Source organism: Desulfobacter hydrogenophilus (assembly GCF_004319545.1).
Taxonomy (GTDB): Bacteria; Desulfobacterota; Desulfobacteria; order Desulfobacterales; family Desulfobacteraceae; genus Desulfobacter; species Desulfobacter hydrogenophilus.
Map to the genome: position 1 here is coordinate 908,770 of NZ_CP036313.1, position 15,120 is coordinate 923,889.

The following is a 15,120-nucleotide window of genomic DNA, read 5'->3' on the forward strand; positions in this document are numbered from 1 at the left end:
TATTCAAATTATGATTTGATCAAAGTCCTCAGCACATCTTCCTTGCCCACGATGCCCAGCAATTTACCGTCCTGAACCACGGGAATGGTGTGAAAATGCTTTTCAACCATCATGGCTGCGATGTCACAGACCGGTGTATCCGGTGTTACCGTGACAGGGTCCGGCACCATGGCCTGGGCCACGGTGCCGGCGGCTATTTTTTTCATTTCCTTTTCTAATTTTTTGGATGAAGATAAGGGAATAATACCGTCCAGAAAGGTGAGTATGGGGGGCAAAGAGATGGTTTTCTGCTGAAAAATAAGATCACTCTGGCACAGAATCCCCTTAAGGGTACCGTCCCCATCCACGACGGGCACACCATTAATGTGGTTGTTTAACAGAAGTTCTACAGCCCGGGTGATGTCGGTCTCCGGGGTTATTGAGATGACTTCTTTTTCCATGATATCTTTAGCTGTTTTCATTTTTTATTTTCCTGGATAATGGGTTACAGAAAAACTTGAAGTATACGCTTCTCCTTATTTTATATACCCTTGATAACAAAATCGCAATGACGTTACGTCTTGAAGACAACTCGTTCTATCGGCTCTAACTATAATGGCAGCGTTTATTTGCCCATCGTCTCCAAAACCGCTCTGACAACATCCTCCGGACCGGGTATAAAGACCTTTTCAAGGCTTGATGCGACAGGTACCGGGATCTGCGGTGCACCAACGCGTTTGACAGGCCCCTTCAAATCATAGAAAGCCTCCTCGGCCACCATCGCGGCCAATTCCGCCCCAAAGCCGCAAAAACGGTTGGCCTCGTGTACAACAACCAAGCGCCCTGTCTTACGGACCGATTCAAGGATACAGGTTTTGTCTAAAGGCACCAGAGACCGCAGATCAATTACCTCACACGAGATGCCTTTCTCAATTAAGGGTTCAATAGCTTTCATAGCAGTGTAGAGTGCCAGACCATAAGCAATCACGGTGCAGTCAGTACCCGGTGCGGCCACCCGGGCCTTGCCCAGGGGGGTGCGGATGTCTGCATCCGGGCACTCTCCTTTCATCCGGTAGAGCATCATATCTTCGACCACGATGACCGGATCCGGGTCAAAGATTGCACTGAGAAGCAACCCCTTGGCATCCTCTACAGTTGACGGCCAGACGATTTTCAGACCCGGGCTGTGGGCTATCCACGCTTCCAGATTGTGAGAGTGCTGGCTGCCGGCGCCAAACCCGACACCGGCTTTGACCCGCACGGTCAGTGGAAAGCTTGATTTGCCGCCGCTCATGTAGCGCAATTTTCCGGCGTGGTTGACCAGCATGTCGCTGGCCAGGGTAATGAACGGGAAAAACATGATCTCCACAACCGGCCGCAGCCCCATGCAGGACGCCCCCACAGCGAGCCCGGCAATGGCCGCCTCACTCACCGGCGTATCTTTCACCCGGCGTCGCCCAAATTTATCCAGAAGGCCGTAGGTTGGCATGTTGGGGTCGTGATGGATGGACACGCCCACCCCTTCTCCGGCAATAAATACGGTGTCATCCATATCCATGGCAGTGGAAAGCGCGTCGTTTATTGCATTTCCAAACGTTTTTTGACTCATGGAATAACTCCTTTCAGCTATTGAACGCCTGGACAAATACATCTGTCATGGCGGTGTCAGATTCAGGATACGGACTGGCGTCTCCAAAGGCAACAGCCGCTGCAACGCGAGCTTCGGCATCCTGTTCGATACGTTGAATTTTATTTTTATCCAGAATGCCGGCATTGAGAAGCGCCCGGCGATACCTTATTATCGGGCACTTGAGGGCCCACGCTTCCAGCTCCTCCGGATTCACATAATGCTGGTGGTCCTGCTCGCCATGGCCGCGCATTCGATAGGTCATGGTTTCCATAAACGCCGGCCCCTTTCCTGAGCGGCAGTGTTCAAGTAATTCAAGGCTCAGATGGTAGACCGCCTCCACGTCATTGCCGTCCACACTCTGGCCGGGCATGTCGTATCCCTGGGCCCGCTTGTGGATTTGGCGTGCGGCAGAATGCTCTTCAAACCGCTGGGCGCCGGCCCAACCGTTGTTTTCACAGACGAACAGAATCGGCAATTTCCAGATGCCGGACAAATTCATTGCTTCGTGCACACTGCCTTCAGCTGCTGCGCCGTCACCGAAGAACACCACGGTCACGCCGTTCAGCGCTTGATATTGCTGGGCAAAGGCAGCCCCAACGGCCAAAGGAGGTCCTGCACCAACCACTGTGGAAGTCATCGGGGCATTGATCTCAGGAACGGATAGATGCAGGGTGCCGGCCTTGCCATGGTTGACACCGTCTGCCTTGGCCATGATTTCGGCCATCAACGAATTTAAGTCGGCACCTCTGGCCAATAGATGGCCATGACTGCGGTGATTGCTCACGATGATGTCGTCCGGTTCAAGGGCTGACACAACACCCGTGGCCACGGCTTCCTGGCCATTGGCCAAAATCTGCATACCCGGCAATTGGTATGATTCCCGGCAGAGGGCCACAATTTTTTCCTCGAACGTTCGAATCAAAACCATGCGGGTAAAAAGCCGAACTTGGAAGTCCGAAGTTAGTTGTTTTTCTTTCATGGGTCTCCCTTCTTTCTCCGAAAAGAACATCTGAAAAAATTGAAGAATATCCAACCATTTTAAGACAGGTTGGACCAAAAATGAAAATGTTTAAAGAATATCCTGACTGCCGCCCGGATGGCAAGAAAGAATTTGATACTAAATTTTGATTTTTATAGGACGTCAGGCCCACAGTCAAAATTAAATCTGCCATAGATGCGCCGAATTTTAAATCACCATCAAGGCACGCCAACAAAAAGATAGATTAAGAGAGCGAACCGATGATAACGGCAAAAAAATGGTTTACTAAAATCAAAGACCTGTGTTACATAATTTTGCATCTGACGATGTTAAGTCATGAGGCATAAAATAAATTTTTCCAGTAATCCTACAATCAATTTGGCTAAAATGTAGGGCAATATACAAATTTAACCAGAAGAAACGTTAGTTCATGTGCTTAATAGCACTGCAGCAAGAAGCGATTCACCTTACAGCCGCTTTTTGTTGATTCCGTGTCAAACCCAAAGAGCAAGGGGTGATTTCGCCATCCTTTGCCGCAACCTGGCCACAGAAGAAAGGAAGGAGAAGGACAGACGGGGGGTTGCAGCCCCGTAAACGCTTTTTTTGTCAATACTCGTATCTTTAACAACAATTTTCTTAAGATTTTAACGAAAAAGGAACAGTTATGAAAAAAGCATTAACGATTTGTTTGGCAATGGTGATCGGACTCTGCTTGTCTACTGGCGCTATGGCGGCGGACGAAGGCGCAATAAAGGGAAACGTGGACGGAATCGTGGCCGGTATTGACGGCGGTAAAATGCCTACCGACTACAAGGCGGGTGATTACGACCCTTACGTGTTCATCATGGAAAAAAACGGAACGATGGTGGTTCATCCCAATAAGCAGGGGCAGAGCCTGAACACCGACGAATTCAAGACGGTATACGACGCGCTTGTCCAGTCCACGCCCGAGGGGTTATGGGTGGAATACGAGTGGGCCGGAGCCAGTAAAAAAACCTATGTCCGGACCACCGCAGGCGGATTGATCGTGGGAAGCGGCTACACGAAATAAAACACGATTAAAACCGGCCAGGTTTAACTGACAAAGAAAGCCAGGCGCGGGGCGAATACGCCCCGCGCCTTTCAAGTTATTTAATCTGCGGTTCCAAGGATTCAGGTCAAAGGCGAGTCCAAAGGCATGGATAAAAGGCAGGAATCAGGGCCTATCGCCATACGGAAGAAGGGTTTTAACATGTCATCAGGCAGGTCAAGGGGGACAAGCAAGGCTGGATCGTTTCCCAAGGATTTACGAGCCAAATCAATACGCCTGCGCAATTTACCGAAATCATTCTGTGACAGAAAATCGGTCAAGGCCTCAATCATCTCTTCTGTTTCCTGCTCCGGCGCTTTCAGGCACTGCCGGATTAGGTGTTCGAGCTTCAGGCGAGCCGCCGTCTGGATGCAGTGGCGGCTCAAATTGAGGTGGATTTCCATAAAACTCAAACTTTTTTCACTATGGTGCCCATGTAGTTGTCCACGGCGGCCTGGATGGTGCGAGCCGCAAGGGTGGTGCAGTGAATGTCGTCGTCCGGCAGCCGGCCAATGAGGGCAAGAATTTGGTCGGCGGTGATATCGGTCAATTCCTCAGGGGTTTTGCCCAGGGTCAGTTCCGCGGCAAAGGACCCGCTGACCATGGAAGAAGCGCACCCATCTGTAAAATAGGACGCGTCTGCCACCTGGTTATCCTTGAATTTAAGATATATTTCCATGGTATCCCCGCACTCTCCGATCACCCGGCCCCATCCATCAGGGTTTTCCATCCGGCCGTTGTGTTTGGGGTTTCTCCAGCGGTCAAAGCCCCTTTCACCCAGGGCCTGTTTTGCCTCATCAAATATTTCCTCCTGGAGCTTGTCCAGAAATGCGTCAAGATTGCTCACGGTTCTATCCTTTCTGCTTAAGTTCCGGTATGCACCGGACATTCTATTTTTACACCGGAACAGTTTGCCATAAACCGTTGCGGTTGTCATCTTTTGTGAACAAAAAAAATCGAAAAAAAAATCCGTATTTGCCAAGATTGAAACCTGCCCCTACGGCATCACCATGATCAAAAAGGCACCCAACCCGGAAGCGGCTAAAGCCTTTCTGGCCTTTCTGCTCTCCCTGAAAAATGGGTTAAAGACCCTCAAAGAGATGGACCCCCCCCCATTTATCCCGGCCCGGGTTCCCGGAGGTATTTAAGGGATTTTCAAATAACACCAGGCCGTGAAGCAACAATTGCCTTCTCACCCCAAAGTGTCCACGTTTTCCAAGATTAATCCTATTATTTCAAAATCGGCCTGAAAAAAGTACCTGGATGAATGGGAAAATCCTTCCTGCCTCTTTGTACGAAAAAACATAACCCATTGTAAATAAGGACCATTTAAAAAGGCATGATTTGTGCATTTGATATAGTCGTCCAAACTGTTTTTACCACTTGACAAGGAGAAGTCCATGCTCCAGAAAATACTTCCGGCCGCAGGTATTATCGTGTTTATACTGCTGTCAGGAACCGTATCCGAACTATCGTCCATTGCTTTGAACATCAAAAGCAACTTAATCATCCTTACCGGGGCATTTGTCTGTTCCCTGGTGTCGTATCCCTTTCGCCTGTTTTCAGATCTTTTCGTCAATGTCCGCAAAGCATTTTCCGGGGAAAAGACCGATCTGAATGCCCTCATAAAACAGATCGAAGTGTTGGCCTCAATCCGGCGGCGGGACGGAAAACTGGTACTGGATCAAAAATCCAAAAACATTGACAATCCATTCCTTAAAATGGGCATGGAAATGATTGCGGACGGATTTGACAGATATACGATTATTAAGACCCTTGAGCGCAGATATGACAATTTTCTGCAGGCCCGGCGATCCCAGGCAGACCTGATAAATACCTTTATCAAGCTGATGCCGGTTTTTGGTTTTGTGGGCACCATCATTGGTCTGATCAATGTATTGAGCCATATGGGGTCTGCAGAACTGATCGGAAAAGGCGTGGCCACAGCCCTTTTGACCACTTTTTACGGACTGCTCTATGCCAATATCATTTTTCTTCCCATTGCAAAAAAATTGGCAGAAAAAACCAAGCATGACGCCATGGAATTGTCATTGATTATTGAAGGGATTCTGGATATTGCAGAAAAAACCAATGCCAAGGCCATCGGGTATCGCTTAAGATATTGCATTGGCGATTATTTCCAGGATGACTGGACCGTGGGCAGAAAATCCCAGGCACGCCCCATGAGACTACCCCGGCTTCACCCCCACCCTAAAAAACAGGAACCCATGGCAGGCTGATATCTATGATACCCCCGAAAAACCTCATATCTGAGCTTGAAATCTCGGAATTAAAGCGGCTTCGGCTAAAACGCCAAAGCCTTCTGGAGGAATGCGAGCCCGAAGATTCGGGGCTGTGGACGATGCTGGATATCATGACCCTGATCCTGGCTTTTTTTATCATGCTCTACAGCAACCAGACCCATATGCCCCAGGCATTAAAAATCGAGCATGTTCCCACAGAGGTACACCGGCCTGTTGAGACACTTCAAACGCCGGTCAAATCCGTGAAAAAAGTTCATGAATCCGAGCTGGATCTTCTCACCATTGAAGACCGGCTACATCAGGTCATGGAAAAATCAAATATTTCAAATTACTCTGTTAAAGTCGCAAAAAACAGACTTGTTCTGACCCTGGGCGAAGACATCAGTTTTCCTTCCGGCCAAGCCAAACTGCTGGACTACATCAAGCCTGCATTAAAGGATATGGCCTCATTTTTCATAACAGAGCCCGAATACAGAATCATTGTTGCCGGCCATACGGATAACACCCCCATCCATACGGCCCAGTTCCCCTCCAACTGGGAGCTGTCCGCTGCAAGGGCCATGAGTGTTGCCAAAGTCTTAATTGACTGCCGGGTGGCCCCGGAACGGATTAATATCGAAGGATTTGGCCAGTACCGGCCCATTGGGGATAACACGCATTTTCTGGGCAGGGAAGCCAACCGGCGTGTGGAAATATCCCTGGTCAGGGAAACCGAGCAATCAAAAAAATTATAAGGAAAGATAAAAGCCACAAAAGGCCTCCCAACGTTGCATAAAAATTTTATAAAACGGTGGGAATTTATATGTTCTTGACTTCCCAAACCTGTTTCTTATATTGACGGATCTAACTGATACATCAATAATAAGGAATTTATGAAAATTACAACCAACACATTATTTGGGTAGGGGAAACATGAACAGCAGCGATAACAAGCCCCAACCCCGAATCTCCACAAGCCACACCATATTTATCGTCTCTGCCGTCCAGTTTCTGGCACCGTTCATGATGTCTGCAGTTGGTGTGGCCCTTCCCACCATTGGCCAATTTTACGGTGCCAGTGCAGTTTCTCTGGCCCTGGTGGAAATGGTCTATATGCTGGCCGTCACCTTGTTTCTTCTTCCCGTCGGCCGGTTGGCCGACATCACGGGACGAAAAAAAATATTTGTATTAGGGGTTGCCTTATTTGCCCTTGCCACGATTCTGCTGCCCTTTTCCCCGTCCATAGACATTTTCATTGCCATTCGGTTTTTCCAGGGCATTGGTGTGTCGTGTACGGTCTCCACTTCCGTGGCGATTCTCTCTTCTGTGGTGCCGAAGGAAAAACGAGGCAAAGCCATGGGCATCATTGTGGCCTTTGTCTACTTGGGGTTGTCCGCCGGTCCCACCCTGGCCGGACTCATGATCGCCTGGCTGGGCTGGCAGTGGATTTTTTTTGCTTCTGTCCCCCTTGCCATGGCTGCCATGATTTTGACCCTAACCCGGCTTAAGGGGGAATGGAAAGGCGCTGAAGGGGAATCCTTTGATTGGGTGGGCAGCCTCATTTATATGGCAGCGCTCTCCTGCCTGATCGTCGGGGTGTCCCACCTTGAAAGCCATACCTGGGCATCGGATCTGATGGTGGCAGGCATGGTCTGCATAGTTGGCTTTTTAATTTTTGAATACAGGCATCCCTCTCCCATCCTGGACATTCGCCTGCTGTTAAGCAACCGGGTTCTGGCCTTCAGCAACATTGCCACATGGATCAACTACGCCGCCTCATTCGGGCTCACATTTTTCTTTTCTTTATACCTGCAGGTGGTTAAAGGCATGTCTGCCCAGGCAACAGGTTTCGTGCTCGTTGCCCAACCGATAATTCAGGCGTTGCTTTCACCTTTATCAGGCACACTTTCAGACAAAATCTCTCCGTCCAAATTATCCACGGCCGGCATGGCCATCTGTGCAGCAGGGCTTGGGTTTTCAGCCTTTATCGGCCAGGATGCCGAAACCTGGCAGGTGCTGGGGGTGTTGGTGATCATGGGGTTTGGATTTGCTGCATTTTCCACACCCAACATGACCACGGTCATGGGATCTGTGAGATCAAGACATTACGGCATTGCCTCCAGCCTTGTGGCCACCATGCGCAGCATCGGCATGCTCACGGCCATGACCATCACCACCCTTTTGCTGAGTATGTTCATGGGTAATGCTGAAGTCAGCACGGCCACAGCCCCGGGATTTCTCAAAGCCATGCACACGGCCTTTATGATTTTTGCCCTGCTCAGTGTAGTGGGGATTATTTTCTCCATGGCCCGGGTAGAGCAGGCACCAGGCCCCAACCGGAAACGCTGATTATGTTTTTACCCACCACCCGAAAAGAACTTGACGACCGGGGCATTGACCGGCTTGACGTGATTCTTGTCACCGGCGATACATACATTGACTCCCCATTCATGGGGGCCAGCCTGATCGGCCGGGTCCTGGAATCAAAGGGATTTACCGTGGGCATCATTGCCCAGCCGGACACGGACAATGACCGAGACATCTCCCGTTTAGGCGAACCCCGGCTCTTCTGGGGCATCACCGGCGGCGCCGTGGATTCCATGGTGGCCAATTACACGGCATCAAAAAAATGGCGCAAACGAGATGACTACACGCCTGGCGGAGAAAACACCCGGCGGCCTGACCGGGCGGTTATTGTATACACCAATCTTGTGCGGCGCTTTTTTAAACCCACCGTACCCATTGTGCTGGGTGGCATTGAAGCAAGCCTTCGGCGCATTGCCCACTATGATTTCTGGTCCAATAAAATTCGACGGTCCATTTTGTTTGATTCCAAGGCAGATTATATTTTGTTCGGCATGGCCCATGCCGGTATCGTCGAACTGGCACGGGTCCTGGATAAGCGCCCGGAAACAATGCCGGCTGATACACAAGACCCTGTCACACAGATTCCGGGCTTGGGATATATCGCTAAAACCCCCAAAGGCATAACGCTGCCCGCATATGAAGCGGTCATCAAGGATAAGGACCTTTATATCCAAAGCTTTAAAACCTTTTACGACAATACAGACCCCATGCATGCCAGGCCCTTAAGTCAGGCCCATGCAGACCGGTTTCTTGTCCTGAATCCGCCAGCACATTTCAGTACCACCAAAGAGATGGACGAAATCCACGATTTGAATTTTCAGCGAAATGTTCACCCCTATTACCGGGCCTTGGGCCATGTCCAGGCCATGGACACCATCCGATTTTCCATTCCCACCCATTACGGCTGTTACGGAGAGTGTAATTTCTGCGCCATCACCGTCCACCAGGGCCGAACGGTCAGATGGCGCAGCAAAAATTCTATCATTGCCGAAGCAAAAAAAATGACCCGAGACAAAGATTTTAAAGGCTATATCTTTGACCTGGGCGGTCCCACCGCCAATATGTACGGATTTGAGTGTGAAAAAAAACTAAAAAAAGGGGCCTGTACCCATCGGCGCTGCCTGTTCCCAACCCCATGCCCGTCACTTTCTCCGGATCACGGGCCCCAGATGGATCTACTCAATGAAATCAGCCGCCTGGCGGGTGTAAAAAAGGTGTTTCTCAACTCAGGCATTCGCCATGACTTGATCCTCATGGACAAACAAAAGGGCCAGGCATACTTAAAACAGGTAACCGCCGAACATGTCTCCGGCCAGATGAAGCTTGCACCGGAACATTGTGCGCCCGGTGTACTGGCGCTTATGGGAAAACCGGGCATGGACAGCCTTGTTGCGTTCAAGCACCAATTTGACAGCATCTGCAAAACACTGAATAAAAAACAATACCTGACCTATTACCTAATCGCGGCTCACCCCGGGTGTACCGTAAGGGAAATGAATGAACTTAAGGCATTTACCCAAAACGAACTTCACATCACACCGGAACAGGTCCAGATTTTCACACCCACACCATCCACCTTTTCCACCCTGATGTATTATACCGGCATTGACCCCTTTGCCATGGTGCCCGTATTTGTGGAAAAAGATCCCCGGGCAAAGGAGAGACAAAAACAAATCGTCACCCGGAAAACAAAACGTCGGGCCCCCACCCCACCCCGACAAAACCGGAATCAGGACAAAGTTTCCCGGCAGGGCAAAAAGCTTCGCCGTCGAAAAAAATAACACCTTTCTTAATTAATGAGCCAAAAAACGGATTCATTGTCCGATAACCGTCCCTGACACCCTGCAGTAACCACCTTCAAAAAAGCCGATCAGTCGGGCGTACCTGGAGCATTAAGCCTTTGCGCCCAAATCCTGCCGGTAGCCAGATAAAACACCACGGACGCCAGGAGAAGATATCCAAACATATGGATATTTTTAGTTTTCAGAATATAGGCTAAAACCACAATGATGGTCGCAGAAATCAGGAAAAAAATGGGTTTGGGGATCTGTTTGAGAATCACCCGGCCCAAATGGGCAAATCGAATGTTGCTGACCATCAGGGCTGTGGAAATCGCGGTGAAAAACCAAAGCAGCATGGGGCCGGATATGAGAGATGCACCCAAAACAATCAGGGCACCGGCAGGACTTGGAAATCCGTTGAAAATACCGGCTGGCAGGTCTGTGCGCCCCTTGTCCTTGGTAACAAACCGCACCAGACGATAGGCCACCCCTACCACATAAATCACGGCAAAAAACAGCGCAAAGTTACCACCTCTGACGATTACCATATATGCCGGGGCAAGGCCGAAGCTGACAAAGTCAGCTATATCGTCCAGCCAGGGGCCGTACTTGGTGCCCCCGTGCTTGAGGGCCATACGCCCGTCAAACAAGTCAAAAAGCTGACCCATGATGATCACGCAGATGGCCCAGGCATAACAGTGATGATAGGTTAAAATCAGGCTGGAGACACCACACATGAAATTGAGCATGGACAGAATATCGGCATACAACCGATTGGGAATAAACTTGAAAATCATGGATGCCGCAGAAAGAACAATACAGGCCCCAAGCACCCCGTTACCAATGTTCAGCATCCCGGGCCGGGCATCCATCAGGGCACACAGAATCACCAGGCCAAAACAAATAATGGCCTTGATTTTCCCAAAGTTATTGGCCGCCCCGGACACCTTGAGCCAGGCCAGCATTCTGCGGGCAAAAAATTGGCCAATCAGTTCAATCGCCACAAGGATCCAGATCAGTTTAGGAGAAAGGATTGTCAGTCCGGTGGCTGAATCAGCCGTATATGCAAATCCGACCAGGGGAGGCAGATAAGTGAATTTGTCGCACATGGGGTCCAGCCATTCTCCCAGGCGGGACACCAGATTGCAGCCCCGGGCGACAACGCCGTCAACCCCGTCAAGGATCGCAGCGAATGTAAAAATAAAAATGGACAAAGATTGATAGGGCGAATAAAAATAGAGAAAGAACCCTAAAAAAGCAAGACCTGTACGCCAGTAGCAGATGGCGTTGGGATGCATCAACCACAAATGGGATTCAACAAACTGCTTGACGGATGCCTTTCTTTTCAGGCTGTGGGAAAACCAGAAAAAAAACAGGGTGCCAAAGGCACCGGATGCCACGATTACCAAAATTCGTTCCATGATTCGGCCTTAATATCAGTTAAAAAATTGCGTGTGAGATATCATTGCGGTGCAATTTATCATCTTCACCCTATCCTGGGAATAAAAAAGACGGTTAATCTCCAATAAAATCCACAGAAGGTAAGGGAAAGCAGGAGTGTCTATTCTTTGCGCCCCCTGATTTTTAACTTTGGCTTTTGCAAAATATTAGTGGTAATGTTAAAGAAACAAAAGCGGTTTATAGCCGGTTGAGACATTGAGAGCTTAAGAATCCGTCATGGGAAAAATCACAGAGACTCATCAGATATTCAAAATTGCAGGACAGGCCTTTTTACTGAACCTGCTTTTAACAATCATAAAGGTGCCTCTTGCCATTTTTACCGGCAGCTTAGCCATTACAGCCAGTGCCATTGATTCCGGAACAGATGCCGTGGCATCTTTGTTCATTTATGGTGGCGTCAGACTGTCAACCCGTAAATCCCGTTCCTTTCCCCTTGGGCTTTACAAACTGGAAAATGTAGCGTCCGTAGCCATTTCCCTTTTTATTTTCATTGCCGGATATGAAATCGTTAAACAGATTCTTTCTTCCAGTGACAGCATACCGCAGATCACCCCGATTTCCATTTTTCTTCTGGCCGGCAGTAGTCTTTCAATATTCGGGTTTGGACAATATGCCCTCCACGTCGGAAAAAAAACCCAATCTCCGGTCCTGATCGCTGAAGGCCGCCATCGCCAGGTGGATTTCCTATCATCCATTGTGGTCCTGGTATCTGTCCTGTTCAGCTATTTTGATCTGCAGACCGACGTTATGGGAATCTCCATTGACCGGCTTGGCGCAGCATTGATTCTTCTTTTCATTGCAAAAGCCGGATGGGAGCTTTTGTCGGATGGCATGCGGGTCCTTCTGGATGCATCCATTGATTTTCCCACCCTGGACAAAATACACAGCCTGATCTATCAAGAACCTGCTGTGGATGAGATCAAATCCCTTATTGGGCGCAACGCCGGGCGGTATCGGTTTATCCAGGCTGCCATCACCTTAAATGTCAGCGATCTTGAAGTGGCACACAAGATCAGTGAGGCAATTGAAAACCGGATTTTAACTCAGATTCCTAATATCGAAAAAATAACAATTCATTATGAACCCAAAGTTCGTACCCATGATATTCTGGCATTGCCCCTGTCGGATAAAAGCGGACAGATCAGCTCCCACTTCGGAGAAGCCCCCTATTTTGCAATACTTTCCCTTCACAGAGATAATCATACCATTGATGCAAAAAAGATCACGGAGAATCCTCATTGCACAGTTTCCACGGCAAAGGGACTGCGTGTGGCAGAGTGGCTGGTTGAGCAAAAAATCACCCATGTGGGAATCAAAGAGGATGTTTTACACAAAGGCCCGGGATATGTGCTGTCCAGTGCAGGGATAAAAATAAGGCGGATTTCATCCAAAAACCTGAGTGATGCGGTGCGGGAGATAATGATGCCGGAAAATAGTGATACCGGGATGGAGGAATTATGAGGCGGATGGTAAAACTTGATGGGATCGTTTGGAGCTATTTCGTTGTGGGCTGAGCCTGGGTGTTGATAGGCCAGGTCAGCCCATGGCTGTTTATAAGAAAGTTCCAATAAGTTACTGAATTACTTTCATGCTTTGTTGTGGGTTGAGCCTCGGTATTGATAGGCCAAGTCAGCCCATGGCTGTTATATGGAACGACCGGCTTCTTCAGCCTCGGCAACACAAAACATTAAATGCCTGGGTGTTTTGGCATCTCCGATCATATGAAATTTTGCCCGGCTTTGTTTCTCCAAGTGCCTGGCATCCCTGACGGGCTGATGTTTTTCCGAAATAACCACCGTATCAAACCCCTCAAGGGTTACGGGTTCTCCCTTGGTTGCAAAGCTTACGCCATCATCGGTAAAGGATTTAACTGCCACCCTCTTATATAAAATGACACCGCAGGCCGTCAAACGTTCCCGCAGATAATACCGGTCATTGGAGGACATCTCTTCGGCAAAACTTTTTTTGCGGTTCAGGACCACCACCTCTTTTCCCATATCTCCCAGTTTATGGGCAGTGATCAGCCCGGTGAATCCGCCGCCGAGCACAATCACCCGGTCACCGGCGGCCTGGGCATCGGTGAAGACATCCACACTGGTGAGAAGCGTCATCTTGCTTTTAAACAGCCCTTTGATCACTGGCATATCCGGCATGGAGCCCGTGGCCAGGATCACATGATCAGGATCAAAGGAGGCCAGAATTTGGGAAGACAACGGGGTGTTGTAATCCACAGCCACACCAAGACGCTCAAGTTCGTTTCTAAAAAAGCGCAAAATATCGCCCAATTCCCCCCTGCCGGGTGCCGTGGCAGCCAGCGCCAGAAGCCCGCCCTGACCTGGACCTTTTTCTAATATTTTGACCTGATGCCCTCTTTGGGCAAACATCCTTGCGGCAGCAAGCCCGGAAGGCCCGGCCCCGGCCACAAGAATTTTCTGACTTTTTGCCGACGCCTTTTCTTCGGCCAGTTTAAATTCCCGGCCCACATCGGGGTTGACCACACAGGAACCTGGCTCCTTGGCCAGCACGGCATGGATACACCCCAGACAGCACCCCACACAGGGCCGGATGAGTGAGGCATTTCCGGATTTGGCCTTATTCGGATATTCCGGATCTGCAATAATGGAACGCCCCAGTGCCACCATATCTGCTTTTCCATCTCTGATGGCGGCATTGGCCATGGCCGGATCCTTGATCCGACCGACGGTGATGACAGGCACATTGACCACCTGCTTGACCGCCTCGGCCATATAAATGAAACACCCTTGGGGTGTATACATGGACGGAATAGTCAACTCTGTGGAGCCATAAACACCACCGGACACATGGATATACGCCACCCCGGCCTGCTCCAAAAGTGGAGAGATACGCAGGGTATCTTTAAGTTCCCATCCGTCTTTAATATAATCGTTGCCATTGATACGGATGCCCACGGGATAGTCCGCACCTGCGATATTCTTTACCGCGTCAATCACCTCAAACAGAAACCGGGTGCGATTCTCAAAACTGCCGCCGTATTCATCGGTGCGGATATTGGAATTGGGTGCCAGGAACTGGTTGATCAGGTATCCATGGGCCCCGTGCAGTTCAATGAAATCAAACCCGGCCTCTCTGCAACGCCGGGCTGCCTGCCCAAAACAGTCTGCAAGCGATTTTATCTCCTCTATTTCCAGGGCACGAACTTCTCCCTTAACCACGGCAGGCGCCGGGATAGCCGAAGGTGCCACTTTTTCGGGCAAATAGGACTGACGGCCTCCGTGCAGCAACTGAACCCCGAAACAGACATCATATTCCTTAATCCGATTAACCATTCTTTTCAGGGCCGGAATACATGAGTCCTCATACATCTGGGGAAGCTCAGGCAGTTCCTGGCCGCTGGGGTGAATCCCGCCACCGCCCACAAGCATCATGCCGACACCGCCTCTGGCCCGGGTCGCAAAGTATTCCGTAAGCTGGTCTGTTACATGACAATTTTCATCCACACCAAAATTAATACTCATGGCCGACATGAGCAACCGATTCTTCACTTCCATGTGTTGGATTTGGATGGGACTGAAAAGATCTGACAGCATAAGCACACTCCTATCATTGAGACGGTTAAGATATGGCCTTTA

The 15,120-nt window shown here is 49.6% G+C and carries 14 protein-coding genes; 7 read left to right on the top strand and 7 right to left on the bottom strand.

Annotation, left to right across the window (positions count from 1 at the left end):
• Positions 1-8: 8 nt before the first annotated feature.
• From EYB58_RS03940 to EYB58_RS03950, 3 genes are all read right to left on the bottom strand, one after another.
• A complete protein-coding gene (locus EYB58_RS03940; protein WP_111953630.1) occupies positions 9-461 on the bottom strand; it encodes a CBS domain-containing protein in 453 nt (150 codons plus the stop codon).
• Between the two features lie 143 nt (positions 462-604).
• Positions 605-1,588: an alpha-ketoacid dehydrogenase subunit beta gene (locus tag EYB58_RS03945; RefSeq protein WP_111953628.1), complete on the bottom strand. Its 984-nt coding sequence runs from the start codon at positions 1,586-1,588 to the stop codon at positions 605-607.
• Positions 1,589-1,601: 13 nt separating this feature from the next.
• Positions 1,602-2,588: a thiamine pyrophosphate-dependent dehydrogenase E1 component subunit alpha gene (locus tag EYB58_RS03950; protein WP_111953626.1), complete on the bottom strand. Its 987-nt coding sequence runs from the start codon at positions 2,586-2,588 to the stop codon at positions 1,602-1,604.
• Between the two features lie 712 nt (positions 2,589-3,300).
• On the opposite strand from EYB58_RS03950, the gene EYB58_RS03955 reads away from it, so the two are divergent.
• Positions 3,301-3,639 (top strand): hypothetical protein, encoded by a 339-nt coding sequence (locus tag EYB58_RS03955; RefSeq protein WP_242637548.1) that lies wholly within the window; start codon positions 3,301-3,303, stop codon positions 3,637-3,639.
• A 101-nt stretch (positions 3,640-3,740) separates the two neighbouring features.
• Here EYB58_RS03955 and EYB58_RS03960 read toward each other — a convergent pair whose 3' ends face one another.
• Complete coding sequence (locus EYB58_RS03960; RefSeq protein ID WP_111953622.1) at positions 3,741-4,061, bottom strand: hypothetical protein; 321 nt, start codon at positions 4,059-4,061, stop codon at positions 3,741-3,743.
• Between the two features lie 5 nt (positions 4,062-4,066).
• A complete protein-coding gene (locus tag EYB58_RS03965; protein ID WP_242637549.1) occupies positions 4,067-4,504 on the bottom strand; it encodes an iron-sulfur cluster assembly scaffold protein in 438 nt (145 codons plus the stop codon).
• 163 nt (positions 4,505-4,667) lie between these two features.
• On the opposite strand from EYB58_RS03965, the gene EYB58_RS03970 reads away from it, so the two are divergent.
• The 5 genes from EYB58_RS03970 (at position 4,668) to EYB58_RS03990 (ending at position 10,048) form a co-directional block, all read left to right on the top strand.
• Positions 4,668-4,805, top strand: a complete 138-nt coding sequence (locus EYB58_RS03970; RefSeq protein WP_111953620.1) for a hypothetical protein — start codon at positions 4,668-4,670, stop codon at positions 4,803-4,805.
• A 252-nt stretch (positions 4,806-5,057) separates the two neighbouring features.
• The gene (locus EYB58_RS03975; RefSeq protein WP_111953616.1) at positions 5,058-5,897 is read left to right on the top strand and encodes a motility protein A; all 840 of its coding nucleotides are present in this window, start codon (positions 5,058-5,060) and stop codon (positions 5,895-5,897) included.
• Positions 5,898-5,902: 5 nt separating this feature from the next.
• On the top strand, positions 5,903-6,655 hold the full coding sequence (locus tag EYB58_RS03980; RefSeq protein ID WP_111953614.1) for an OmpA/MotB family protein: 753 nt from the start codon (positions 5,903-5,905) through the stop codon (positions 6,653-6,655).
• A gap of 178 nt (positions 6,656-6,833) precedes the next feature.
• On the top strand, positions 6,834-8,249 hold the full coding sequence (locus tag EYB58_RS03985; RefSeq protein ID WP_111953610.1) for an MFS transporter: 1,416 nt from the start codon (positions 6,834-6,836) through the stop codon (positions 8,247-8,249).
• A gap of 2 nt (positions 8,250-8,251) precedes the next feature.
• A complete protein-coding gene (locus EYB58_RS03990; RefSeq protein ID WP_111953608.1) occupies positions 8,252-10,048 on the top strand; it encodes a YgiQ family radical SAM protein in 1,797 nt (598 codons plus the stop codon).
• 89 nt (positions 10,049-10,137) lie between these two features.
• Here the strand turns inward: EYB58_RS03990 and EYB58_RS03995 are convergent, their stop codons facing one another.
• Positions 10,138-11,469 carry a CDP-alcohol phosphatidyltransferase family protein gene (locus tag EYB58_RS03995; RefSeq protein ID WP_111953606.1) on the bottom strand — a complete coding sequence of 444 codons (1,332 nt, stop codon included), beginning with the start codon at positions 11,467-11,469 and terminating at the stop codon, positions 10,138-10,140.
• Positions 11,470-11,725: 256 nt separating this feature from the next.
• On the opposite strand from EYB58_RS03995, the gene EYB58_RS04000 reads away from it, so the two are divergent.
• Positions 11,726-12,970 carry a cation diffusion facilitator family transporter gene (locus tag EYB58_RS04000; RefSeq protein WP_111953604.1) on the top strand — a complete coding sequence of 415 codons (1,245 nt, stop codon included), beginning with the start codon at positions 11,726-11,728 and terminating at the stop codon, positions 12,968-12,970.
• Between the two features lie 182 nt (positions 12,971-13,152).
• Here EYB58_RS04000 and EYB58_RS04005 read toward each other — a convergent pair whose 3' ends face one another.
• Entirely contained in the window at positions 13,153-15,078 is a 1,926-nt protein-coding gene (locus EYB58_RS04005; protein WP_111953602.1) for an oxidoreductase, read from the bottom strand.
• Positions 15,079-15,120 lie beyond the last annotated feature (42 nt).